Raw genomic sequence first — 22,770 nt, forward strand, 5'->3', positions numbered from 1 at the left:
CTGACGCCATGGCCGACGTAGATCGCGCGGTCCAGGTCCTTGCAACTGATCACCGCGTGACCTTCGGCATCATCAACGACCGTGCCGTCAAAGGCGTTCACGTTGCCGATGAACTCGCAGACCAGGCGGCTGGTGGGGGTTTCATAGATGTCCACCGGGCTGCCGATCTGGGCAATCCAGCCCAGGTGCATGATGGCGATGCGTTCGGCCATGGTCATGGCTTCTTCCTGGTCGTGGGTCACCATCACGCAGGTCACGCCGACGCGCTCGATGATCTCGACCAGCTCAAGCTGCATCTGCGAGCGCAACTTCTTGTCCAAAGCCCCCATGGGTTCGTCGAGCAACAGCAACTTCGGCCGCTTGGCCAGGGAACGGGCCAGGGCCACGCGCTGACGCTGGCCACCGGACAGCTGGTGTGGCTTGCGCTTGGCGTACTGGCTCATCTGCACCAGCTTGAGCATTTCGGCCACGCGGGCATCGATCTCGGTCCTGGGGAGCTTGTCCTGTTGCAGGCCGAAGGCGATGTTCTGCGCCACGGTCATGTGTGGGAACAGCGCGTAGGACTGGAACATCATGTTGATCGGCCGCTCGTAGGGCGGCAGGTCGGTGATGTCGACACCGTCGAGGAGAATCCGCCCTTCGGTCGGCCGCTCGAAGCCGGCCAGCATGCGCAGCAAGGTGGACTTACCCGAACCCGATCCGCCCAGCAGGGCAAAGATTTCGCCCTTCTTGATTTCCAGGGACACATCGTCCACGGCAATGGTTTCGTCGAACTTCTTCGTGACCCTGTCGATCTTGACCAGCACCTGTTTCGGTGCCTGGTGACCTTCAAGAGCCTTCCTATAGGTGCTGGAGGCGTTTGCCATGTGAAACTCCCAACAGGTTTCAGTCGTCAGGCCAACGCGGCCCGACTTAATAGTTGATTGCAGCCCGCAGCGAGCGGGCTTATTCGGCGCCGCCGTCCTGGCTGCCTGGTTGTACTTGTTGTTATCGCGGTTTGTTGTTGTCGTGAAGGACGGGCGCGCAAAGGCACGCCCGCCTGTTTCACGGGGGCAGTTAAATCGTTGAGTGGGTCTTGAAGTCGTCAGTCAGCGCGTATCACGAAGCGCCGCGCGTTGTCGGCAGGCCTCGCCAAACGCCTGGAAAATACTCAAGTAGGGCGGGTTGTCCAGGACCTGCCATTCCGGGTGCCATTGCACGCCGACGGCAAACGCCGTGCTGTGCTCGACGGAAATCGCCTCGATCAAACCATCCGGCGCGACGGCTTCGGCATGCAGGCCGGGGGCCAGTCTGTCGATGCCTTGGCTGTGAATCGAATTGACCTGGAACACCCGAGGCAGCTCCAGCGCCTCGAACACGCCGCCCGGTTGCACGTTGACCGCATGAGCCGCTGCGTACTGCACGGCCAGGTCCGGATGATCCGCTTCGCGGTGATCGAGGAAACCGGGGAGTTCATGGACCTTCTGATGCAGGCTGCCACCGAACGCCACGTTCATTTCCTGAAAGCCGCGGCAGATGCCGAGCACCGGAACGCCCGCCGCAATGGCGGCCCGCAAGAGGGGAAGGGTGGTGGCATCGCGCGCCGGATCGTGATCCGTACCGGGTGCGCTGGCAGGGCCTTGATAGTGGAACGGTTCCACATTCGACGGCGAGCCGGTCAGTAACAAACCGTCCAGATGCGCGAGCAGCTCATCTATTTCGGTCAGTTCAGCCAGGGAAGGAATGACCACCGGCAGCCCCGACGCCGCGACGCTGACAGCACGCAGGTACTTGTCGCCGCTGACGTGGTAGGGGTGCAGGCCAATCTGTTTGACGCACGCAGTAACGCCGATCAATGGCTTGAGTGCCATTTTTATCACCTCGAAGTTTCACACTTGAACGAGCTTTTCCGGAGCTTAGCCTTGTTGATTTTAATTGACAACCTTAATGTAAAAAATCCTAAACACTGCGCGTCAGATGCTCATGCTTTACGTGTGCGTCAAGGCTGATCCGGCACTTCATCACCCCAATAATGGCCCGAAAAATAACGCTGAGAGGCCAGGTGTTCGCTATTGACTTCACTTTGCCTTTCGGATTGACTGGGGGCGTGAAAGGGCGGTGAACATAATAATTAACACAAAAAGGTGCATCATGTCGGTACCCCCGCGTGCCGTTCAGCTCAATGAAGCGAACGCATTCCTTAAGAAACATCCTGAGGTTTTGTACGTCGACCTTCTGATTGCGGATATGAACGGCGTGGTGCGCGGCAAGCGCATCGAGCGCACCAGTCTCCACAAGGTCTACGAGAGCGGTATCAATCTCCCGGCGTCACTGTTTGCCCTGGACATCAATGGCTCGACGGTGGAAAGCACCGGGCTGGGTCTGGACATCGGCGACTCGGACCGGATCTGCTACCCCATCCCCAATACCCTCAGCATCGAGCCTTGGCAGAAGCGCCCGACCGCGCAACTGTTGATGACCATGCACGAACTTGAAGGCCAGCCGTTCTTTGCTGACCCGCGGGAAGTGTTGCGTCAGGTCGTCAGCAAGTTCGATGACATGGGCCTGACCATTTGCGCCGCGTTCGAGCTTGAGTTCTACCTGATCGACCAGGACAACGTGAACGGTCGTCCGCAGTCGCCACGCTCGCCGGTGTCCGGCAAGCGTCCGATGTCGACCCAGGTCTACCTGATCGACGACCTCGACGAATACGTCGACTGCCTGCAAGACATCCTCGAGGGGGCGAAAGAGCAGGGCATTCCGGCCGACGCGATCGTCAAGGAAAGTGCCCCGGCGCAGTTCGAAGTGAACCTGCACCACGTCGCCGACCCGATCAAGGCCTGCGACTACGCGGTGCTGCTCAAGCGTGTGGTGAAGAACATCGCCTACGACCATGAGATGGACACCACCTTCATGGCCAAGCCGTATCCGGGCCAGGCGGGCAATGGCCTGCACGTGCACATTTCGATTCTCGACAAGCAAGGCAACAACATCTTTGCCTGCGAGGATCCCGAGCAGAACGCCGCGCTGCGTCACGCGATCGGCGGTGTGCTCGAGACCCTGCCGGCGCAGATGGCCTTCCTTTGCCCGAACGTCAACTCGTACCGTCGTTTCGGTGCGCAGTTCTACGTGCCGAATTCGCCGAGCTGGGGCATCGACAACCGGACCGTCGCGGTGCGTGTACCGACCGGTTCCGCCGACTCCGTGCGCATCGAACACCGCGTTGCCGGTGCCGATGCCAACCCGTACCTGCTGATGGCGTCCGTTCTGGCCGGTATTCACCACGGGCTGACCAACGAAATCGAACCGGGCCCACCGGTGGAAGGCAACAGCTACGAGCAGAACGAACAAAGCCTGCCGAACAACCTGCGCGATGCCCTGCGCGAGCTGGACGACAGCGAAGTCATGGCCAGATACATCGACCCGCTGTACATCGACGTATTCGTGGCGTGCAAGGAAAGCGAGCTCGCCGAGTTTGAGAACTCCATCTCGGACCTCGAGTACAACTGGTACCTGCACACGGTTTGATGGGCGAATGGCCGTCATAACCTGACGGCCATCAGTCTGACGATTACTTGTTTCTCTGCGTAAGGTCACTTCCATGGCAAACACTCGCAGCGACTGGGAGCAACGCTTTCAGTCCTTGACACTAGAAGGGCGGGCCTTCATTGATGGCCAATACCGCCCGGCACTCAGCGGCGCAACCTTCGAATGCATCAGCCCGGTGGACGGTTGCTTTCTGGCGAACGTCGCCAGCACCGACGAAGCCGATGCCAATGCGGCGGTGATCGTCGCGCGCCAGGCATTCGAATCCGGCGTCTGGGCCAAACTCGCTCCGGTCGAGCGCAAGCGTATCCTGATTCGTTTCGCCGACCTGATCCTGGCCAACCAGGAAGAACTGGCGCTGCTGGAAACCCTGGACATGGGCAAGCCCATCAGCGACGCCATGGCCATCGACATCCCGGCGACTGCCAACGCGATCCGCTGGAGCGCCGAAGCGATCGACAAGATCTACGACGAAGTCGCGGCCACACCGCACGACCAACTGGGCCTCATCACCCGCGAACCTGCCGGTGTCGTAGCGGCCATCGTGCCGTGGAATTTCCCGCTGATCATGGCCAGCTGGAAGTTCGCTCCAGCGCTGGCGGCCGGTAACTCGTTCATCCTCAAGCCTTCGGAAAAGTCGCCACTGACGGCTATCCGTATCGCCCAGCTGGCGCTGGACGCCGGTATCCCGAAAGGCGTGTTCAACGTCCTGCCGGGTTTCGGTCACACCGTCGGCAAGGCGCTGGCGTTGCACATGGACGTCGACGTGCTGGCCTTCACCGGCTCGACGGCGATTGCCAAGCAACTGCTGATCTACGCCGGCCAAAGCAACATGAAACGCGTCTGGCTCGAGGCGGGGGGGAAGAGTCCGAACGTGGTGTTTGCCGACGCACCGGATTTGCGCGCGGCGGCACAAGCGGCGGCCAGCGCCATTGCCTTCAACCAGGGCGAAGTCTGCACCGCCGGTTCGCGCCTGTTGGTGGAGCGCTCGATTCGCGAGCCATTCATTGCGCTGCTGGTGGAAGCCCTGCAAGCCTGGAAACCGGGGCATGCCCTGGACCCGGCGACCACCGTGGGTGCGGTCGTCGATCAGCGCCAGCTGGAGTCGGTCCTGCGCTACATTCAGATCGGCAAAGAGCAGGGCGCCCAACTGATCGCTGGCGGCCGGCGCACCCTCGATGCCACCGGTGGCTTCTATGTCGAACCGACGATTTTCGACGGCGTGACCAACACCATGACCATCGCCCGGGAAGAGATCTTCGGCCCGGTGCTGTCGCTGATCACCTTCGACACCGAGCAGGAAGCACTGGCGATTGCCAATGACAGCCTCTTCGGTCTGGCCGCCGGTGTGTGGACCAGCAACCTGAGCAAGGCCCACACCTTTGCCCGCGGCTTGCGCGCCGGCAGCGTCTGGGTCAACCAGTACGACGGCGGCGACATGACCGCGCCGTTTGGCGGGTTCAAGCAGTCGGGTAACGGTCGGGACAAATCGCTGCACGCGTTCGACAAATACACCGAACTCAAAGCGACCTGGATCAAGCTCTGACACCTTTGCAACGGCGGTCGCCGGCGCGTGCCGGCGGCCATCGGAGAAATTTATGAAACAAGTTCATGTAAACAGCTACTACGCCGCGACCCGCAATCACACAGGCGACTTCCCGGTTCTTGAGGAGCTGGTGGAATGCGATGTCTGCGTGATCGGCGCCGGCTACACCGGCCTGTCCTCGGCCCTGTTCCTTGCCGAAGCGGGCTACAGCGTGACTGTGCTCGAGGCCGCGAAAGTCGGTTTCGGTGCCAGCGGTCGCAACGGCGGTCAACTGGTCAACTCCTACAGCCGTGACGTCGACGTCATCCAGGCGCGCTACGGCGACAAGACGGCCGAAGTGCTCGGCAGCATGATTTTCGAAGGCGCCGACATCATCCGTCAGCGCATACAGCACTACGACATCCAGTGTGATTACCGTCCGGGTGGCCTCTTTGCCGCACTGAACAAGAAGCAGTTCAAAGGCCTGGCCGAACAGAAAAGCAGCTGGGAGCGCTACGGCAACCAGAACCTGACACTGCTCGACGCGGCTGACATCAAGCGTGAAGTGGGTTGCGACAACTACGTCGGTGGCCTGCTGGACATGCAGGGCGGGCACATCCACCCGCTGAACCTGGCACTCGGTGAAGCCTCGGCCATCATCGGCCTGGGCGGCAAGATCTTCGAGCAATCGGCCGCCGTGGACATCACTTACGGTGAGCCGATCACCGTGCGCACCGCCAAAGGCGTGGTTCGGGCCAAGTACCTGCTGATCGCCGGTAACGCCTATTTGCCTCAGGACCTCGACAGCCGCGTGACCCGCAAAAGCATGCCCTGCGGTTCGCAAATTGTCGTGACCGAGCCACTGTCGGAAAAAGTGGCCCGCAGCCTGATCACCCACAACTACTGTGTCGAAGACTGCAACTACCTGCTGGATTACTACCGCCTGACCGCCGACAACCGTTTGCTGTACGGCGGCGGCGTGGTCTACGGCGCCCGCGAACCGGACGATATCGAGCAACTGATCAGGCCGAAAATCCTCAAGACCTTCCCGCAATTGAAGGACGTGAAGATCGACTACCGCTGGACCGGCAACTTCCTGCTGACCATGTCACGCATGCCGCAATTCGGCCGTATCGAGAAGAACGCCTACTACATGCAAGGCTACAGCGGCCACGGCGTCACCTGCTCGCACCTGGCCGGCAAACTGATCTCGGAAGTGATCCGCGGCGACGCCGAACGCTTCGACGCGTTCGCCTCCCTGCCGCACATGCCGATGATCGGTGGCCGCACCTTCCAGGCGCCGCTCACCGCCATGGGGGCCGCGTATTACGCCATGCGTGACCGTTTCGGGATCTAGCGTCAACCCCGCTGGCGGCCACGCCACGGGTGTCGCGCATGGACTGACAGTGATCATGCGCCGGCTCTATTTATCGGCCATTTGTCGAACCTGCTGAGCAACGCGAACAAACGTGATTTAATAGCCGCCTTTCACGTTTCTGGGATAGGGGGACGGTGCGATTTGCGGCGCCCGTCGCCCGCCACCGACCCCCATCACCCTTCAGTCGTTCTCACATAAGGCTGTCATGGACACGGGCTCACGACTCAAATTAGTACGCGAAAGCTACAAACTGTCCCAGCGCGAGCTGGCCCGGCGTAGCGGCGTCACCAATGCCACCATTTCCCTGATCGAACAGAATCGCGTCAGTCCGTCTGTCAGTTCCCTCAAGAAACTGCTGGAAGGCATCCCCATGTCTTTGGCGGACTTCTTCACCTTCGACCAGCCGCCCCGCGAACACCAATACGTCTTCCGCGCCAGTGAACAGCCGGATCTCGGACGTGATGGCTTGCGGTTGCTGCTGATTGGCGCTTCGGTGCCGAGTCGGCAGATGCGCTTGTTGCGCGAGCAATACGCGCCGGGCGCCAGTTCAGGGGAGGAGCCGATCGTGCACGCCGAAGGGGAGGAGTGTGGGCTGGTGACGCGGGGGACGGTTGAACTCACCGTCGATGGGCAGATCAGCGTGTTGAATGCCGGGGATGGGTATTACTTTCCGACGACGCTGCCGCATCGGTTCCGCAATATCGGCGCGGATGAGGCAGAGATCATCAGCGCGAATACGCCGGCTAACTTCTGATGTGAAAGCGGCCTCACTCCGTTCCCAAGGCATCCCCTTGTGCGTCGAAAATGACCTGCAAATGCGGACTTCGAAGCACGCTTGCCGGAGTGACTGTGCAGCGTTGCCATGGAATTCGGCCGAAGTACCAGAAACGCCAGAAGGTGAGCTTCGGATCGGGGTTGTGGTGCAGTAACGTGGCGAACGTCTCCACTTCGCCGAGCTGAATCGCTGTCGCCTCCTGGATGACTTCACGTACGAAGCGAGAGCAGAACTGGCGTCGCGAACCGATGTTGAAACCGGTGTCGTAGAACGTACCCATCCTGCGATTGGCGGCCTTCACCAGCACACTGCGATGTTGCTCGTCGAGCGGTGCGGTCAGCCTTGCGATTGCGCAGCGCCCGTGTTCGGAGCGTTCCAGGAAGCGCGTCATCGGCGTTGTTCGGGCAAAAGGAAACGTGCTCTCCGCAATCAGTGGCTCATCGCCGCGGTTATCGACGATGACGCCCACATGGTTGGTCCATGAGTTGGTGGCGTTGGCCACTTCCAGGAAGGGGCGCGCGGTGACACGGATGAACACCAGGTCGCCGATTTGCAGATCACCCATCGGCGGTCTGTCCGCTACTCCGGCGACAGGTGGCGTGATACGCGGATTCGTGCGCCTGCCAGGCGAAGGTGTGGTGCTGATCATCCCGCTGCTGTCGAACATACCGGTCTCCTTGTTCTTTTGATGAGCCAGTATGGGAGGAGGTTGCAGGTTTCACACCTTTATCCTTGAGTTTTCCTTAAAATGATACCTTTGGTATCGGATTCCAATACTTATATGACCCAGATTACCCAGCTCATTGCGACGATCAAGCAGCGCCTCAAGTCAGCGGGAATGACCTATCGTGACGTTGCACAAGCGCTTGAACTGTCGGAGCCCAGCGTGAAGCGCCTGCTGGCTGGCGGTCGCCTGACGGTCGAGCGCCTCGCCCAGTTCGGTGATCTGCTGGGCCTCACGATGGCGGAGTTGCTTCAGGAGGCCGAGTTGTCGACACCGCGCCTGCAGATGCTGACGCGTGAGCAGGAAGCGCAGCTTGTCTCGAACGAGAAGTTGCTGTTGGTGGCCGTGTGCGCGCTGAACCAGTGGTCGCTGCAAGACATGGTGTCTGCCTACCACCTGTCGAAAGCCGAGTGCATCAAGCACCTGCTGGTGTTGGAGCGGATGGGCCTGGCGGACCTGAAGCCGGGAAACCGGATCAGGTTGCTGGTGGCGCGGGACTTTGATTGGCTGCCGGACGGCCCTATCCGGCACTTCTTCGTGCGCCAGGGGTTACCCGATTTCATGGGCAGCCGGTTCGATGAGCCTGACGAGACCCTGGACTTTGCCCATGGCATGTTGACGCAGTCGGCGTACGCCCAGTTGCAGGTCGAAATGCACCGGTTGCGTAGCAAGCTGGCAGCCCTTCACAACGAGTCGTTGACCGCCCCGTTGTCCGAGAAACGCGGCACTGCGCTCCTGCTGGCGATGCGTGTATGGGAGCCACAGGCATTCAGACAGCTTAAGCGGATGTAGTCGGCCAGCAAGGCTCTCTTCATCTCTCTAGCCTCTGCTGCAGGACGGGCGGGGTGGCCCCGCCCGGGTGAAACGGAAAGGACTGGCTTTTAGTAGCCGATCGCTGCGCCGGCCGGGCGGCGGATGTCGTTGGCACCGTAGTAGTAGCCGGAGTGCACTTTGCCGGACAACGCCGCGTCGTTGCCTGAAGTGGCTTCCTTCAGGCCCGGTGCGCCCGGGATGCCGGCCATGATCAGCTCCACCGCGCTCCACGGCGTCTGCTCGACCATCTTGTAGCCCATGCCGGTGAGCGTCTTCACCGTGTCGGGTGACAGGCCGCGCGTTTCATACGACACCTGATCCGGCAGCCACTGATGGTGGATACGCGGAGCGCTCACCGCTTCTTGCGGTTCCATGCCGTAGTCGATGATGTTGAGCGCCGACTGCAGCGTGGCGGTGATGATGCGCGAACCGCCCGGCGAGCCGAGCACCAGGAATAGCTTGCCGTCCTTGGTGACGATGGAGGGAGACATGGACGATAGCGGACGCTTGCCTGGCGCGATCGCGTTGGTCACGCCCTGCACCAGGCCGAACAGGTTCTGCTCGCCCACTTTGACGGTAAAGTCATCCATTTCATCATTGAGCAGGAAGCCGGTGCCCGGTGCGATCACGCCGGCGCCGAACAGGCCGTTGACGGTGTAGGTGGTGGAGACCGCGTTACCGTCCTTGTCGGCCACCGAGTAGTGGGTGGTCTCCGGCTTTTCATGCGGCTCCATGCCCGGCTGAACCTGCTTCGACGGCGTGGCCTTGTCCGCCTCGATATGCAGGCGGGTCTGCGCCGCGTAGTCCTTGCTCAGTAGCTTGTCGAGCGGGTTATGCACGAAGGCCGGGTCGCCCAGCAGATTGTTGCGGTCGACGTAGGCGTAGCGCATCGCTTCGGTCAGGGTGTGTACCTGTTGCGCCGAACCATAGCCCATGGCCTTCAGATCGTAGCCCTCGAGGATGTTGAGGGTCTCGCAGATCGCGGTGCCACCGGAGCTCGGTGGTGGCGAAGAGATAAAGGTATAGCCCCGGTAGCTGCAACTGAGCGGAGCGGTCTCCACCGCCTTGTAATTGGCGAAGTCCTGCGCGGTCAGGATACCTCCGCCTTGCTTGGAGGCCCGCTCGACCGCCTGCGGGATGCGGCCTTTGTAAAAGGCGTCCGGCCCGTGCTTGGAGATGGCTTCCAGCGTATTGGCCAGATCCTTCTGCACCAGCCGGTCGCCCGGCTGTAACGGGCTGCCGTCCGGACGCAGGAAGATACGCGCGGCCACCGGGTCTTTGCGCAAACCCTGCGTCTTGGCGTCCAGGATGTCGGTGTCGGCGCGGGTCAGCACGAAGCCCTGATGCGCCAACTTGATGGCCGGCGCCATCACCTGGGCGCGCGTCAGCTTGCCGTATTTTTGCAGCGCCAGATCCAGTCCGGCTACCGTACCGGGTACGCCGGCGGCCAAATAGCCGTCCAGGCTGGCGTCCTTGCGCACGTTGCCCTTGTCGTCCAGGTACATATTGGCGGTGGCCGCCGCTGGCGCGGTCTCGCGGAAGTTGATGAACGTGTCGCGCCCGTCGGCCAGGTGCAGGGTCATGAAGCCGCCGCCACCGATATTGCCGCAGCAGGGGTTGACCACGGCTTGCGCATAGCCCACGGCTACCGCGGCATCGATCGCGTTGCCGCCCATCTTGAGAATATCGACGCCCACTTGCGAGGCCAGGCGCTGCGAGCTCACCACCATGCCGTGCCTGGCTTCCACCGCCGGTTCGCTGGCGGCTTGGGCATCCGCACTCAGGGCACTGGCGCCGATATAAAAGACCAATTGCATAGCGGCCATGAGGGCCGCAGCCTGTCGAGGCTTACTGGGAGGCAGCGGTAGGGATTTCATCCTTATCTCCTGTAGCTAGGTGTTGAGTGGCGTTTCACGCGTATAATTTTTGCTAGTTATGAAACAGCCGTTGCATGCTGCACAATTTTTCATGAAACGTCAAAAACGTTTCATTATGTTGTTGAAATGAGTTTATGAAATGAACGTTTCACGTTGCAGGGACGAGACGGTTGCTGAGTATGGGGGGGAGATGGATCAGAACGGAATGACTGTTCACGCCATGATTTACGCGGCGATGGAGCGGCTGTCGCCGTCCGAACAACGCCTGGCCAAGGTGTTGCTAGCCAGCTATCCGAGTGCTGGCTTGAAGACCGTGGCCGAGCTGGCGGCTCGCGCACAGGTGAGCGGAGCCACCGTAGTACGTTTTGTGCGCCATTTGGGCTTCAACGGGTATCCGGATTTTCATCAATGCCTGCATGAGGAGGTGCAGCAGAGCGCGGCCTCGCCCTTGCAGAGGTACGAGTCGCACCAGGTAACGCACCGCATGGGGGAGCTAGAGAGCACGCTGGCGGGGTTCGAGCAGGGGCTGCGTCAGACCTTCGCTCGCACCACGCCGGCCGAGATCAAGAAAGTAGTGGCTCTGCTGGCCGATCCGGATCGGCGAATCCTGTGCGCCGGCGGCCGCTTCAGCGGCATGCTGGCGCAGTATCTGGCGCAGATGCTCACCCAGTTGCGCGAGCAGGTGAGCTATGTGCCGGGTGGCACGGAGTGGGCCAACCGTTTGTTGGACATCGGCAAGCGTGACTTGCTGGTGATGTTCGACTTTCGCCGCTACCAGGCGGACAGCGTGCGTTTTGCCCGGGCCTGCCGCAAGCACGGTGCGACCGTCATATTGATCACAGACCCTTGGTTGTCGCCAATCGCCGAAGTCTCCAAGCATGTGCTGACGTGCGAGGTTGATAGCACCTCGCCCTACATTACGTTCGTGCCGGCTATGGCCATGGTAGAGCGGCTGGTTTCCGAGCTGATCGACTCCTTGGGGGGGCGCGCTCGTGAACGCCTGGAAAAGCTGGAAGCGGTATGGCAAGAGATCACCAATGACAATGAGCGTTAGCACAGCGAGCGTGCCTGTTGGGAGACTCGCAGGGCTAGCTCCCGAACGTGGTGGGTGTCCCTTTTCCCATCATTCAGCCAAGGTGCGCTGAGGTCAGGACGATCTTGCCGATATGACGGCCACTGTCGATCAGCTCGTGCGCCTGGCGGGCCTGTTCGAGCCTGAACGTCTGGAAGATCACCGGCTTGATCTTGCCGGCCTGGATCAGCGGCCATACCTGCGCTTCCAGTTCGGCGATGATCTGTGCCTTCTCGTCAGGGCTGCGCGAGCGCAGGGTCGAGCCGATGAGGGTCAGGCGCTTGGTCAGCAGGGGGACGAGGTCCAGTTCCTTCGCCGCCCCCTTGATAACGCCGATCTGGACGATGCGCCCGTTCAGCGCGGCAGCCTGGAAGTTCCGGGCCACGTAGTCGCCGGCGATAATGTCGACGATGACATCCACGCCTCGGCCGTCGGTGGCCTTCATCACGGCTTCGGCGAAGTCCTCCTGCTGGTAGTTGATGGCCAGGTCGGCCCCCAACGCCAGGCTCGCCTGACGCTGTTCTTCATTGCCCACTGTGGTGATGATCTTCGCCGCGCCGAATGCCTTGCCCAGCAGGGTCGCCGTCGTGCCGATCCCGGAGGCGCCGCCATGGATCAGCAGGGTCTCGCCTTGCTTGAACTGGCCGCGCTGGAAGAGATTGACCCACACGGTCATGAAGGTTTCCGGGAGTGCCGCCGCCTCGATGAGGCTCAAGCCCTTGGGCAGTTGCAGCGTCGTGCGCTCGTCGGCCACGGCGTACTCGGCATAGCCGCCACCCGGGACCAGGGCGCTGACCTTGTCGCCGATGGCAAAACGGCTGGAGGCGCTGCCAAGGGCGACGATCTCCCCCGAGATTTCCAGCCCAGGGATATCGGAAGCACCGGCCGGCGGGTTGTACAGGCCCTGGCGCTGCAGAACATCAGGCCCATTCACACCGGCTGCCAGGACGCGAACCAGTACTTCGCCAGGGCCGGGCTGCGGCGTCGGCCGTTGCACAGGCACCAGCACGTCGGGGCCACCCGGCCGGGTGATCTCGATGGCGGTCATGTGCTCGGGGATGGGGGTGTTGAGTTCACGCATGCTGGCTTCCTCGGTAGATGGGATCAGGTTGGGATGCTCGCCATGGTAGTCACGTTGTATGATGCAGTCGTGCAGTGTTATTTCATCTGGAGGATGCATAAATGCATCACGAGCAAACCCCATGAACTGGGACGATGCCCGAGTGTTTCTGGCGCTTGGCCGAGCGCAGACGCTACGTGGGGCGGCACGGGCGCTGCACGTCGACCAGGCGACCGTTGGGCGTCGCATCGCCGTGATGGAGCGCAACCTGGGCTCCATGCTGTTCCTGCGCACGTCCACGGGCTATTTGCTGACCGCGGCCGGCGAGGCCGCATTCGAAGCCGCCGAGGGCATGGAAGCGGCCGCCACCGAGCTGATGCGCAGGACCCAGGGGCTGGACAAGGCACTGTCGGGTGAAGTGCGGGTGACCACCACCGATTTCCTCGCCGTTGACTTCGTCATCCCCGCCATGGCCCGGGTGCATGCCGAGCATCCGGAGGTGCGCGTGGTGCTTAACAGTTCCTCGCAACTGCTGAACCTTTCCAGGCGCGAGGCGGACATCGCCATACGCACACAGAAGCCCGAGAACCCCGACCTGATCGTCCGGCGGCTGGCCCGTTGGCCGATGGGGCTTTTCGCGTCCCGGGCCTACCTCGACAGCCATGGCATGCCTGAGCCGGGAAGGGCGTTCATGGGGCATGATCTGGTGGTGTACGAACCCCATCTCAGCGAGGGCAGGGAACTGTTGCTGGTGGGCGAGCCCGCTGGCGGAGGGCGGATCGTTGCCACTGTCAACTCCAGCATGATGATGCGCAGGGCCATTGCTGCCGGCCTCGGGCTTGGCGAGATTCCCCAGTACATCGGCGAGCAGGACGGGCTGGTACGGCTCTGGCCGGAGCGCGAGAGAAGCCGGCCCTACGAGGTCTGGATGGTGACCCACGCAGACTTGCGCCATACCGCCCGGATTCGAGCCGTTATCGATCAGGTGGTACAGGTTTTCTCCGAGGCAGGTCCCGGCTGATCATAGGCATCGCTGCCGATGGCGTGAGCCAGCCTCCGGGCAACAGGTGCCCGGAGGCTGTCGCCTGTTACTCGAGCAGTTGCTCCAGGCTTGGATCGCGGATCACTCGCTGCATCGGCTGCGGTGCCGCATTGCCGGACTTCATCATCTTCAACTGCATGTTGGCAATTTTCGAACAAGCGTTGATGCCGTTCTCGTAGATCCCGCCCATGTCACACTTCCACTGATAGAAGTTCACCAGTCCGCCTGACATCTGGAGGCTGAAGTCCGTGCTCTGGGTGCCCGGGGTGAACGGATGGCCCGCCGGGATGTTTCGGAACCACTCCATCCAGTAGGGCGAACCCGCCGCTGGCGGAATTTTCTGGAACAGCGGATTCATGATTGCCTTTTGCGGCGACTCGGCCGTCATGTGGCAGCTTTCGCAGGAGCTGTTGGGATTGTCCACCGGACCGTTGAGGCGACCGTTCCAGCCCAGGTGGGTCGGCGGTAGCTCCTTGGTGTTGGTGTTGATGGCCGTCTGTTGCAGCGCCTTGTTGATCCTGGTGATGGTCGGTGTCGGGTTGGTGAACTCATTGCCGACTTCTGTCGGGTCGTTGCCCCACATGATCCCTACCGGTACCAGGTTGTCCCAACCGGCCTTGCCGGTCTTGGCGCCGTTGTACTGGAAGGTGCCGAAGATCCAGCCGGTGTCGCTCATGCGGGTATCGCGCACGGCGATGTCCATCTGGACCAGGGCGACTTCCTTCACCTGGCGCTTGGCGGAGGTGAAGGTCTCGGTGATATAGCCCTGCCACAAAACCGGGTTGACCAGAAACGGCACGGTGCTGCGGTCGATGTCGGCAAACAGCGCCTTGCACACCACCGTACCGTTGGCGAAGCTGTTGGGCTGCGAGGTGTAGGTCGGATCAGGGTTCTGTGGGTCTTTCCAGACCTTGCCGATGGTGTAGGCGCCGATGTCGTTGTAAATACCCACGGCGTAGGTCTGGCCGCTGGCGGTTTGTGTAGCCGCCAGTTGCTTCACCTGAATCTGCGCTTCCTTGGTCAAGCCATGAATGCCCTCGCGCCCCAGTGGGCCATAGTGCTGCCATGGCATGTGATACCAAGGGCGAACCTTGTTTTTCTGAACGTCCCAATTGACGTCGACGTTACCTTCCAGGCAATAGTTTTTCACGGCGTCCATGTAGGCGCGCCAGGTTTCAAAATTATTGTCCCGTTTGGCCGGCAGCTGCTTGAAGAACGCCGGCAGCTGGCCGCTGGGCGGTGTGGTGGGATAACTCTGGCTGAGTACGAATTTGGCGCCGGTATAGCTGGCGGGTGGTGCGTAGCCATAGTCAGGGTAGGTTCCGGCCTGGGCGGCGACGCTGAACAAGGCGGCCGTCACCGCGAATGCTGTGAGCTTTCCTTGGGGCTGCTTCATCATGATCTCCTTGATCGGGAAACGCTTGGCATTGTTTGAGCCGGTGTCCGTCAATGCGGGGGGGAGGAGGAGGGGGTGAGGGATGCCATTTATCGACTCCTGTCGATCGCTTGCTGTTCTTCCTTGCTATCAGGTGTAGGCCATTTCCAGGAAAGTGCCATCCTTTTCATATCAACTATATGATATCAATAGATAAATGGATTAATCGCGCAGATCACTAGACGGATGTTAAATGGCTACCTATGCTGGAAAACGCTGCTGTTAAACCTGTGTCTGTAAAAGCTGGGGCGTTCGACAATACATCGGATGTGAATTTTTCATTGGCTAGGAGGCTGACACTATGTCTGTACAATCCCTCGCGCATCTACTTATAGATACCGATGTCGATTTCGACGATTACATGGCTAATGCAACGGAGGGGGCATACAAAAACGGTTGAGTCTGGACGCTTCGCTGCCCATGCAGATCGCGCTTCAGCAATGGAACGGCTACGCCTGTCAGGACGCATCTATGGCCTGTAGTAGCTACTAATTCAAAGGAGTGAAATAGATGAACGTCAAAGCAATACTCAGTCGATTGATGCTGTGCCTGTGCAGTTTATTGGCGGTCTCATCGGCTTATGCGGAGAGTGTGCTCATCGCGACGCCGCAACAAGGTGTGGGGATCACGGTCGATGTCTTTGACACTCCAGATGCCCCAGGCGGCAAGCCTTCTTCGACGAGTGTAGTGTCATTCCAGTCCCCTGCTTTTTATATACCTTCGGTGCAGTCGTTCAAGGGCAAAGTGTATATGTTTTGGTCCAATAATGATGATCAAAAAAATATCCATTTTTCCACTTCGTCGGACGGGAAAAGCTGGTCCAAGGAAAAGCCAATTCCTGTGGATAGCATATTCAGTGATGTTTCAGTGAGCGTATTCAAACAAAAACTGGTACTGACGTTTGCCGATCCCCAGAGTCGCTTGAAGACCATCAGCTCCGAAAATGGCACCGCCTGGTCCGATCCCAGTCTTATCAATACCGTCCATACAGCCGTCAATAACAAACCTGTCGTATATAACGGGCAATTATTCGTCTTTTATAGCCAAAACTCAGGTAAGGCTATTTACTACGTTACCTCGACTGATGGCGTTCGGTGGAGCCGGGAAAATGTAGCGGTCCAGGAAAACGCTGACTCGATATTGACGATGGTACCAGTCGTCTATAACGGCAAATTATGGGCCTATTACGCTTTTGAAAATGGCGCCATGTTCACCCGCACCTACGACCGGGCCGGCAACTGGGGAGCGAAGCAAGAGCTGGCGGGTATAATAGGCAAGGGCCCCAAGGGCTTCCTGAATAGTGCAACGATGATTGGTGGGCGTGTGTTTATCAGCAGCAACACCAATACGTTTTATTCAAACGATGGGCTGCACTGGGATCCGTATTTCTCCAGGAACCTCGCTGGGAAGGGTGGCTTTCCGTCGGGATTGGGCGTGTCCTATGCCATTACCGCAAGCGATTTAACCGTAGACAACCCGCAACTGCCTGCGGATCTGGCGACAGGCCTTAGCCATACTGACTACGCGACTTTCGCCTGGCGCAGCTTTATCGCACTGAACAATGCGGCCAACACTCCGTTGCCAGCTAACCGCGGCGTCGGCAATCCCCGTAGCAGCTTTGCCGATTCGGGCAAGGTGTCACATTCTCCCAGTCCCTTGTTGTGGCAAACCTTCGCCCACCGTACCGAGTTGTTTCCGGGGCTGGCGCTAGGGAAAAACCACGTAGGCGGCCCTACGCGGCCGTTTGCTTCCAGCCCGCAATATAGCTATACGGATTTCAGCAAGGGCAAGGTTATACCTTTGGCGCCAGGCGCCAGCTTTAATCATTACAACAATCTGGACGAGGCGACCCAAATAGGGCAAAACGCGATATTTTTCCCGGTCAACCCTCCGCGAGCGGCCATGAAAGGGCGCGACTATGCCCCTTCAAACGACAGCCAGATCCTGTTTGAGGCCAAGGCGAATCCGGTCATTTACGAGTATGCGAGAGGCCTGGACAGATACCCGCCTCATATCGTCCTGCCCGACGGCGCGCTGGAGGTCAAGGCGGCATGGCGCAAGCTGGCGGACATTCCGCCGTCGCAACGCGCGCGCTACCTTACGGCGACGGTGGTGACCTATCACGGCAAGGACAGTGAGCCGGTGGCCTACAACGAAGAATACGCCCTGGTAGCCTTGCATATCATCCATAAGACGCCCAACTACCCGACCTTCATATTCGCCACGTTCGAGCATGAGGATGCCCTGACGTTGCCCGACGGCTCGCCGACCGGGCTCTACTATATCGCCAACTATGACAAGATTGCCTACTCTCCCGGTTCAGCGTCGGTCGCTACCTTCTCTTCTGACAGCAACACAACCCATCAGGTGACCCTGCCCATAGGCGTTGTCGCCAAGGCGAAGCAAACGCCGCCCATCTACTCCGGCAGCAACGGGATCCCCGAGGGGCAGGCCGGACCGATCCGTGTGGTGCAACCGCAAACCGTCTATTCCGAAGTCACGGCGGTCAACGACCAGGTCAAGCAGCTGATGAACGCCAGCAGCGAGTTCAACAATTCGGTCTGGAAGTACTACCACCTCAAAGGGGTGCAGGCCATCCCGTCGAGCACTGAAACCGATCCGGACTATTACCTGGCCAACATCATGGTCGAAAGCAGCCAACCCGGGATTCAGCTGTTTCGCGGGAGCAACTCATTCCCCATTCCGAACACCAACATCCTGACCAATACGCGCGACGTCAAGAACATCCTGGTGCCGGATTATGATCACAGCATTCAAAGCCATACCATGGGTGGCTGCATGGGCTGTCACGGCATCGCCCAGAGCTCACTGAAACAAGGTTTCAGTTTCCTGTTTGATGCGATCAATCGCGCCAACTTCACTCACCCCACCGACCCCACCGGCTTTTCGAACCCGGAGACCATCGGTTTGCCGGATACCCGCACCCAGCAGAAACGAGCCCTGAAATACTCCCTCAGCCTCGGGAATAAAGGCGTAGTTGAGAAGACGGGTAACCAGCAGCCAAGCACCTCGAACACCAAAGGGGAAAATTAGGCCAATGTCCCGTCCTATGCCGGCGTTCAAAGAAACTCCTTTCGGATGTCGATACTCGACCGTTCGCCAATATTGTGGTAGTTCTCCGTGAGCCACGCCTCGGCCTCGCGTCGTCCGTTGTCGTGCAGTCCGCACAGGAAGCGCCAGTCCGCGTTGTATTTGCTGGACACGCTGAGCGCACACATCGCCTCGTCGGCCCGAATGGAGTGGATCAGCATTTCCTTCATCTCGTCGCGATCGACCTTGTCCTGCTGGATGAGGTCGGTGACAAAGGCGATGGTGCGCATCTCACGCATCAGTGACGAGTTGAAGCTGATTTCATTGATGCGATTGAGGATATCGGCAGCCGTAATGGGCACGCCGGGGCGAACGAGCGGGTTGATGTGGACGATCACCACATCGCGCGTATTGCAGTGGTAGATCAACGGGAAAATGGCCGGGTTGCCCATATAGCCGCCATCCCAGTAGTGCTGGCCGTCGATCGTGATCGCCTGGAACAAGGTCGGCACACAGGCCGAAGCAAGCACCGCTTCGGCGCAGACGTCATCGCCCGAAAAGATGCGGATCTTCCCCGTCTCGACATTGGTCGCGCACAGATAGAGGTGGAGCGGACATTGCTTTCGCAAAGCGGCGAAATCGACCTGCCTTTCCAGCACATTGCGCAGCGGACTCAAGTTGCGGCGATTGAACTGGTAGGGCGAGAAGAGACGAAGCGCCATGTCCGCGAACGTATACATGGGCGAATGGTCCAGCCCGAAGCTGTGCGTCCCTTTCAGCCATGGCATCCAGCGCAACGGGTTATGGCGCTCGGCGGACTGCGCCACGGCGTACCAGAAATCGTGCAGCGCCTGGCGCGCGCCGGCCTCGCCACCCTGCAGCATGCCGTAGGCCAACACGACGGCATTCATCGCGCCGGCGCTGGTTGCGCTCACTCCTTCAATGGCAAGCCTGCCGTCCTCGAGCAACCGATCGAGCACGCCCCAGGTGAACGCACCGTGCATTCCGCCGCCCTGCAAAGCCAGCGCGACCGGCTTACGCTCATCACTGCCCTGACGATTACCAGTGTTCGTGGTCACGCTTGGTCTCCTCGTCAGTGCTGAGCCGAATCGGAACTTGCTGCGGCGCTTCGCCCCGTCACGCGCTCGTCGACGACACGCCGATGCGCCATTGCGCACCGCACGTCATCGATCGTTCACCCCCCGCTTGATCCCCATGCATCGAGCAGTGCCTTGGCTTGTAGTACATCGACGCTGTCGAAGCCTTCGCTGAAGAAGCCAAGGATGTCGGCCAGCATTTGCCTGGCCGCTTCCTTGTTTCGTGTTTCCCATAGCTGAGCAAGGTTCACGGTGGCTCGTAGCTCGAGTGACTTTGCCCCTTGTTGTCGAGCGATCGAGATCGCCTTTTGAAAGCAGGCTTGTGCTTCCTGCTGCACGGAAGAGTCCAGTCTGGCTTCGCCCGAACCCTGGAGAACAAGCGTTCCCTTGAGGCGGTACAGCTCTGCTTCGTAAAAGTGCTCGCCTGTTCTGTTCACCATGGCCAGCGCTTCGCTCACGACTCCCAATCCTGCCTGCGGCTGCCCGACGCGCCCGTGAGCCGCGGCCAGCAGGGCCAGAAAATAAGAGCATCCCAGCTCTGCTCCAGCGGCTTGGTAGCTGGCGATACCCTGGGTTATCTGGGCGATTCCCTCGTCGATGTTTCCCTGCTCGGTGCGAACCCAACCCTGGAGAATGGACCCCCAGGCCACATAAAACGGAAACCCCTGTTCGAGTGAAAGCTTGATGGCGGCATCGGCACACTCTTCGGTGAGTCGTACGTCGTGCCGAAGCTGTCCCAGTATCGACGTAGCCGACAGGGTGAAGGCCAGGCTGAACGGGTCGCAAACCTTATTGGCCAGGGCAAGGGCATCCCGACCGCGCGTGCTTGCCTGATCGGGGAAACCCAATAACCAAAGGCACCAGCTCGAAAAGGTCAGGGCGTAACCCGGATCCATGCCATAGGTAATGGCATGTGTACGATGACGGTCCGGGTTGTAGAGGCCACGCGCCCGCTCCTGGTGTTCAAGGGCATTGCGCAGATCCCCCTGGAAAAGCAATGTCGCCCCGAGTGCGGCATGAGCGTCCACGAGCAAGTCCGGATCCTGCGCCGTTTGCGCAACACTGAGCAATCGTTCACCCAGTTCGCCCGCGGTTGAGTAGTGCGCACGCAACTCGTAGTAAGTCCGCAGCCCCAGGAGCGCAGGGAAAAGCATGTCGTCGCCGACTTGCGCACAGAGCGCCAGTGCACGGGTGTAGGTAGCCTCCACCTCGGGCGCACCATAACCGCGTACGGCCATCAAGGCCGGCCCCAGGCAGAGCAGCAATGTCAGTTCCTGATGAGCACGCGTGGGCGTGTCGGGCAAATGCGCAAGCAATTCCAGCGCCGCGCCGAGGTGACGAATCGCATCGAGATTGGCGCAGTGCTGGAGCGCCTGTTGCCCGGTACGGTGCAGGTATTCCACGGCCTTCGGGACATTGCCGCTCAGCCTGTAGTGGTGCGCCAGTTCGCTGCAGTAATCCTCGAGGCGGGTGGGGAACAGTGCCTCGATGGCTTGTGCGGTGCGTTCGTGCAGTGCGCTACGCCGCTCCGTGAGTAGCGAGTGGCCCGCGACCTCCTGGGTCAGCGCATGCTTGAACGAATACTCCACCTCCGGAAAGGCGGGCCGCTGGTAAATGAACTCCGCCGCCTCCAGTCGAGCCAGTAGATCGCGCAAATCGTCGTCCATCCGAGCGCCCCGCCCATCATGGATGTGCTGAATCAAGCTGAACGGAAACTCCTTGCCGATGACGGCGAGCGTCTGCAGCAATTCCTTCTGTGCAACAGGGAGCCGGTCGATACGGGCGGTCAGCACACCTTGCACGGTGGTGGGAATATGCAGCGCGGCCGGCGTTTGCTCGATCCGGTAGCGGCCGGATTCGCCGAGCAGCGATTTCTCCTCAACCAGTGTTTGCACCACTTCCTCCATGAAGAACGGATTGCCCTCCGTCTTTTCCAGGATGAGCTGTTTGAGGGGGACGAGGCTGGGGTCATCCCCAAGCAGTGCCGCGAGCAGTCCCTGGGCTTCGGCCGGGGCCAGCGGTTCGAGCCGCAGTTGGCTGCAGTGACCTGCGCGCGTCCACACGGGCTGATACTCAGGCCGATAGTTCACCAGGAGCAGGAGCGGGGCGCTCGCCAAATGGTCGATGAGGTAGGCGAGGAATGCTTCGGTCTCGCGATCCAGCCATTGCAGGTCTTCGAACAGCAGTTGGATCGGCTGATTGCGGCTCTCGCGCACCAGAAGTTGAGTGATCGCGTCGAAGGTGCGATCGCGGCGGATCTGAGGATCCATTTCGGCGAGCGCCGAACCGCGCTCGCCAATACCCAGCAGATAGAGCAGGTAGGGCACCAGATCCTCGAAGCTGCGCTCGAGCGTCAGGGTTTTGCCCAAGACCTTTTCCCGGCACCATCGTTCGTCGTCCTGGGCGGTGATCTGAAAATAGTTCTTCAGCAGTTCGATGAGCGGAAAATAGGCAAAGGCCTTGCCGTGCGACACCGAGAACGTCTCCAACATCAAACAGCCGTGCCGCGAGCGTTCCTTGAACTCATGGAACAGCCGCGACTTCCCGACCCCGGCTTCACCGACTACCGCGACAACCCGTCCGTGACCCGCCTTGGCCTGCTCGAGCGCCTGATGCAGGTGTTCCAGCTCGAACTGGCGGCCGACAAACCGGGCCAGTCCGCGATGTGCCGCCACCTGCAGGCGCGTGCGCAGAGCGCCGAGCCCCTGCACCTCGTAAACGACGAGCGGATCGGGAATGCCTTTGACCTGGGTCGCCCCCAGCGTCCTGAACTCGAAATAGCCCTCCGCCAGCTTGTGGGTGGACTCGCTTACCAGGATCGATGATGGCGCGGCGATTCCCTCCATCCGGGAGGCAATGTGGATCGTGTGCCCGACCGGATCGTAATCGGTGTGCAAATCGTCCGTGCGGATCGAGCGCACGACAACCTCACCGGTGTGGATGCCGACGCGGATTTGCAGCGGAATACCTTTCTCCAGGCGAATACGGTCGCCATGTTGGCGTATGGCCTGCTGCATGCGCAGTGCCGCATACAGCGCTCGCTGCGGGTGGTCTTCATGGGCGATGGGCGCGCCGAATAGTGCGAGGATGCCATCGCCCAGCGTCTTGGCCACATAGCCTTCGTAGTAGTGGACGGCTTCCATCATCATCGCGACGACAGGCTCGATCAGGCGCTGGGCCTCTTCCGGATCGAGGTCGTGGATCAGCGCCGTGGAGCCGGCCATGTCGGCAAACAGCGCCGTGACGGTCTTGCGTTCGCCGGTGGGCTTGCATGGCGGCCTGTTCGGCGCGAATACGCTCGGCCAAGTGGTGGGGGGTGTAATGAATAGGGGCTGGAGAAGGCCCTGAAACAGGCCGGGAGGGCGGTGATGGCGCAGTGGCTTCATCGGTCAGTGG

The 22,770-nt window shown here is 60.4% G+C and carries 16 protein-coding genes; 8 read left to right on the forward strand and 8 right to left on the reverse strand.

Annotation, left to right across the window (positions count from 1 at the left end; genetic code table 11):
* Together UCMB321_RS13170 and UCMB321_RS13175 are read right to left on the reverse strand one after the other, a co-directional pair.
* The coding region (locus UCMB321_RS13170) for an ABC transporter ATP-binding protein (RefSeq protein WP_040067384.1) at positions 1-866 on the reverse strand (866 nt) is incomplete at its 3' end.
* 222 nt (positions 867-1,088) lie between these two features.
* The gene (locus UCMB321_RS13175; RefSeq protein ID WP_040067385.1) at positions 1,089-1,850 is read right to left on the reverse strand and encodes a gamma-glutamyl-gamma-aminobutyrate hydrolase family protein; all 762 of its coding nucleotides are present in this window, start codon (positions 1,848-1,850) and stop codon (positions 1,089-1,091) included.
* Positions 1,851-2,130: 280 nt separating this feature from the next.
* Here UCMB321_RS13175 and UCMB321_RS13180 point away from each other — a divergent pair, with 280 nt between their 5' ends.
* The 4 genes from UCMB321_RS13180 to UCMB321_RS13195 all read left to right on the forward strand — a co-directional run bounded on the left by UCMB321_RS13180 (position 2,131) and on the right by UCMB321_RS13195 (position 7,182).
* Positions 2,131-3,507: a glutamine synthetase family protein gene (locus tag UCMB321_RS13180; protein WP_040067387.1), complete on the forward strand. Its 1,377-nt coding sequence runs from the start codon at positions 2,131-2,133 to the stop codon at positions 3,505-3,507.
* A gap of 73 nt (positions 3,508-3,580) precedes the next feature.
* Positions 3,581-5,071: an aldehyde dehydrogenase gene (locus UCMB321_RS13185; RefSeq protein ID WP_040067390.1), complete on the forward strand. Its 1,491-nt coding sequence runs from the start codon at positions 3,581-3,583 to the stop codon at positions 5,069-5,071.
* 52 nt (positions 5,072-5,123) lie between these two features.
* Positions 5,124-6,407, forward strand: coding sequence for an NAD(P)/FAD-dependent oxidoreductase (locus UCMB321_RS13190; RefSeq protein ID WP_040067391.1), 1,284 nt, complete (start codon positions 5,124-5,126; stop codon positions 6,405-6,407).
* Positions 6,408-6,633: 226 nt separating this feature from the next.
* On the forward strand, positions 6,634-7,182 hold the full coding sequence (locus UCMB321_RS13195; RefSeq protein ID WP_040067393.1) for a cupin domain-containing protein: 549 nt from the start codon (positions 6,634-6,636) through the stop codon (positions 7,180-7,182).
* A gap of 13 nt (positions 7,183-7,195) precedes the next feature.
* Here UCMB321_RS13195 and UCMB321_RS13200 read toward each other — a convergent pair whose 3' ends face one another.
* Positions 7,196-7,870 carry a YebB family permuted papain-like enzyme gene (locus UCMB321_RS13200; protein ID WP_084614987.1) on the reverse strand — a complete coding sequence of 225 codons (675 nt, stop codon included), beginning with the start codon at positions 7,868-7,870 and terminating at the stop codon, positions 7,196-7,198.
* Positions 7,871-7,984: 114 nt separating this feature from the next.
* Here UCMB321_RS13200 and UCMB321_RS13205 point away from each other — a divergent pair, with 114 nt between their 5' ends.
* Complete coding sequence (locus UCMB321_RS13205) at positions 7,985-8,719, forward strand: helix-turn-helix domain-containing protein (RefSeq protein WP_040067396.1); 735 nt, start codon at positions 7,985-7,987, stop codon at positions 8,717-8,719.
* Between the two features lie 89 nt (positions 8,720-8,808).
* On the opposite strand, the gene ggt is transcribed toward UCMB321_RS13205, so the two are convergent.
* Positions 8,809-10,566, reverse strand: coding sequence for a gamma-glutamyltransferase (gene ggt / locus UCMB321_RS13210; protein WP_084614989.1), 1,758 nt, complete (start codon positions 10,564-10,566; stop codon positions 8,809-8,811).
* A gap of 190 nt (positions 10,567-10,756) precedes the next feature.
* On the opposite strand from ggt, the gene UCMB321_RS13215 reads away from it, so the two are divergent.
* Positions 10,757-11,671, forward strand: coding sequence for a MurR/RpiR family transcriptional regulator (locus UCMB321_RS13215; protein ID WP_084614991.1), 915 nt, complete (start codon positions 10,757-10,759; stop codon positions 11,669-11,671).
* Between the two features lie 73 nt (positions 11,672-11,744).
* Here the strand turns inward: UCMB321_RS13215 and UCMB321_RS13220 are convergent, their stop codons facing one another.
* Complete coding sequence (locus UCMB321_RS13220) at positions 11,745-12,737, reverse strand: NAD(P)H-quinone oxidoreductase (RefSeq protein WP_040067581.1); 993 nt, start codon at positions 12,735-12,737, stop codon at positions 11,745-11,747.
* 154 nt (positions 12,738-12,891) lie between these two features.
* Here UCMB321_RS13220 and UCMB321_RS13225 point away from each other — a divergent pair, with 154 nt between their 5' ends.
* Entirely contained in the window at positions 12,892-13,770 is an 879-nt protein-coding gene (locus UCMB321_RS13225) for a LysR family transcriptional regulator (protein ID WP_040067401.1), read from the forward strand.
* A gap of 67 nt (positions 13,771-13,837) precedes the next feature.
* Here UCMB321_RS13225 and UCMB321_RS13230 read toward each other — a convergent pair whose 3' ends face one another.
* A complete protein-coding gene (locus UCMB321_RS13230) occupies positions 13,838-15,187 on the reverse strand; it encodes a hypothetical protein (protein WP_040067584.1) in 1,350 nt (449 codons plus the stop codon).
* 549 nt (positions 15,188-15,736) lie between these two features.
* Here UCMB321_RS13230 and UCMB321_RS13235 point away from each other — a divergent pair.
* Entirely contained in the window at positions 15,737-18,280 is a 2,544-nt protein-coding gene (locus UCMB321_RS13235) for a sialidase family protein (RefSeq protein WP_040067403.1), read from the forward strand.
* A gap of 26 nt (positions 18,281-18,306) precedes the next feature.
* On the opposite strand, the gene UCMB321_RS13240 is transcribed toward UCMB321_RS13235, so the two are convergent.
* Both UCMB321_RS13240 and UCMB321_RS13245 read right to left on the reverse strand, forming a co-directional pair.
* Positions 18,307-19,356, reverse strand: a complete 1,050-nt coding sequence (locus UCMB321_RS13240) for a patatin-like phospholipase family protein (protein WP_040067405.1) — start codon at positions 19,354-19,356, stop codon at positions 18,307-18,309.
* A 116-nt stretch (positions 19,357-19,472) separates the two neighbouring features.
* Complete coding sequence (locus UCMB321_RS13245) at positions 19,473-22,760, reverse strand: adenylate/guanylate cyclase domain-containing protein (RefSeq protein ID WP_209437168.1); 3,288 nt, start codon at positions 22,758-22,760, stop codon at positions 19,473-19,475.
* Between the last annotated feature and the right edge of the window lie 10 nt (positions 22,761-22,770).

The organism is Pseudomonas batumici, assembly GCF_000820515.1.
GTDB lineage: Bacteria > Pseudomonadota > Gammaproteobacteria > Pseudomonadales > Pseudomonadaceae > Aquipseudomonas > Aquipseudomonas batumici.

Excerpts from the sequence above, each read along its gene's own strand:
- UCMB321_RS13175 (WP_040067385.1), bottom strand. The coding sequence starts at position 1,850 with ATGGCACTCAAGCCATTGATCGGCGTTACTGCGTGCGTCAAACAGATT.
- UCMB321_RS13180 (WP_040067387.1), top strand. The coding sequence starts at position 2,131 with ATGTCGGTACCCCCGCGTGCCGTTCAGCTCAATGAAGCGAACGCATTC.
- UCMB321_RS13185 (WP_040067390.1), top strand. The coding sequence starts at position 3,581 with ATGGCAAACACTCGCAGCGACTGGGAGCAACGCTTTCAGTCCTTGACA.
- UCMB321_RS13190 (WP_040067391.1), top strand. The coding sequence starts at position 5,124 with ATGAAACAAGTTCATGTAAACAGCTACTACGCCGCGACCCGCAATCAC.
- UCMB321_RS13195 (WP_040067393.1), top strand. The coding sequence starts at position 6,634 with ATGGACACGGGCTCACGACTCAAATTAGTACGCGAAAGCTACAAACTG.
- UCMB321_RS13200 (WP_084614987.1), bottom strand. The coding sequence starts at position 7,870 with ATGTTCGACAGCAGCGGGATGATCAGCACCACACCTTCGCCTGGCAGG.
- UCMB321_RS13205 (WP_040067396.1), top strand. The coding sequence starts at position 7,985 with ATGACCCAGATTACCCAGCTCATTGCGACGATCAAGCAGCGCCTCAAG.
- ggt (WP_084614989.1), bottom strand. The coding sequence starts at position 10,566 with ATGGCCGCTATGCAATTGGTCTTTTATATCGGCGCCAGTGCCCTGAGT.
- UCMB321_RS13215 (WP_084614991.1), top strand. The coding sequence starts at position 10,757 with ATGAACGTTTCACGTTGCAGGGACGAGACGGTTGCTGAGTATGGGGGG.
- UCMB321_RS13220 (WP_040067581.1), bottom strand. The coding sequence starts at position 12,737 with ATGACCGCCATCGAGATCACCCGGCCGGGTGGCCCCGACGTGCTGGTG.
- UCMB321_RS13225 (WP_040067401.1), top strand. The coding sequence starts at position 12,892 with ATGAACTGGGACGATGCCCGAGTGTTTCTGGCGCTTGGCCGAGCGCAG.
- UCMB321_RS13230 (WP_040067584.1), bottom strand. The coding sequence starts at position 15,187 with ATGAAGCAGCCCCAAGGAAAGCTCACAGCATTCGCGGTGACGGCCGCC.
- UCMB321_RS13235 (WP_040067403.1), top strand. The coding sequence starts at position 15,737 with ATGAACGTCAAAGCAATACTCAGTCGATTGATGCTGTGCCTGTGCAGT.
- UCMB321_RS13245 (WP_209437168.1), bottom strand. The coding sequence starts at position 22,760 with ATGAAGCCACTGCGCCATCACCGCCCTCCCGGCCTGTTTCAGGGCCTT.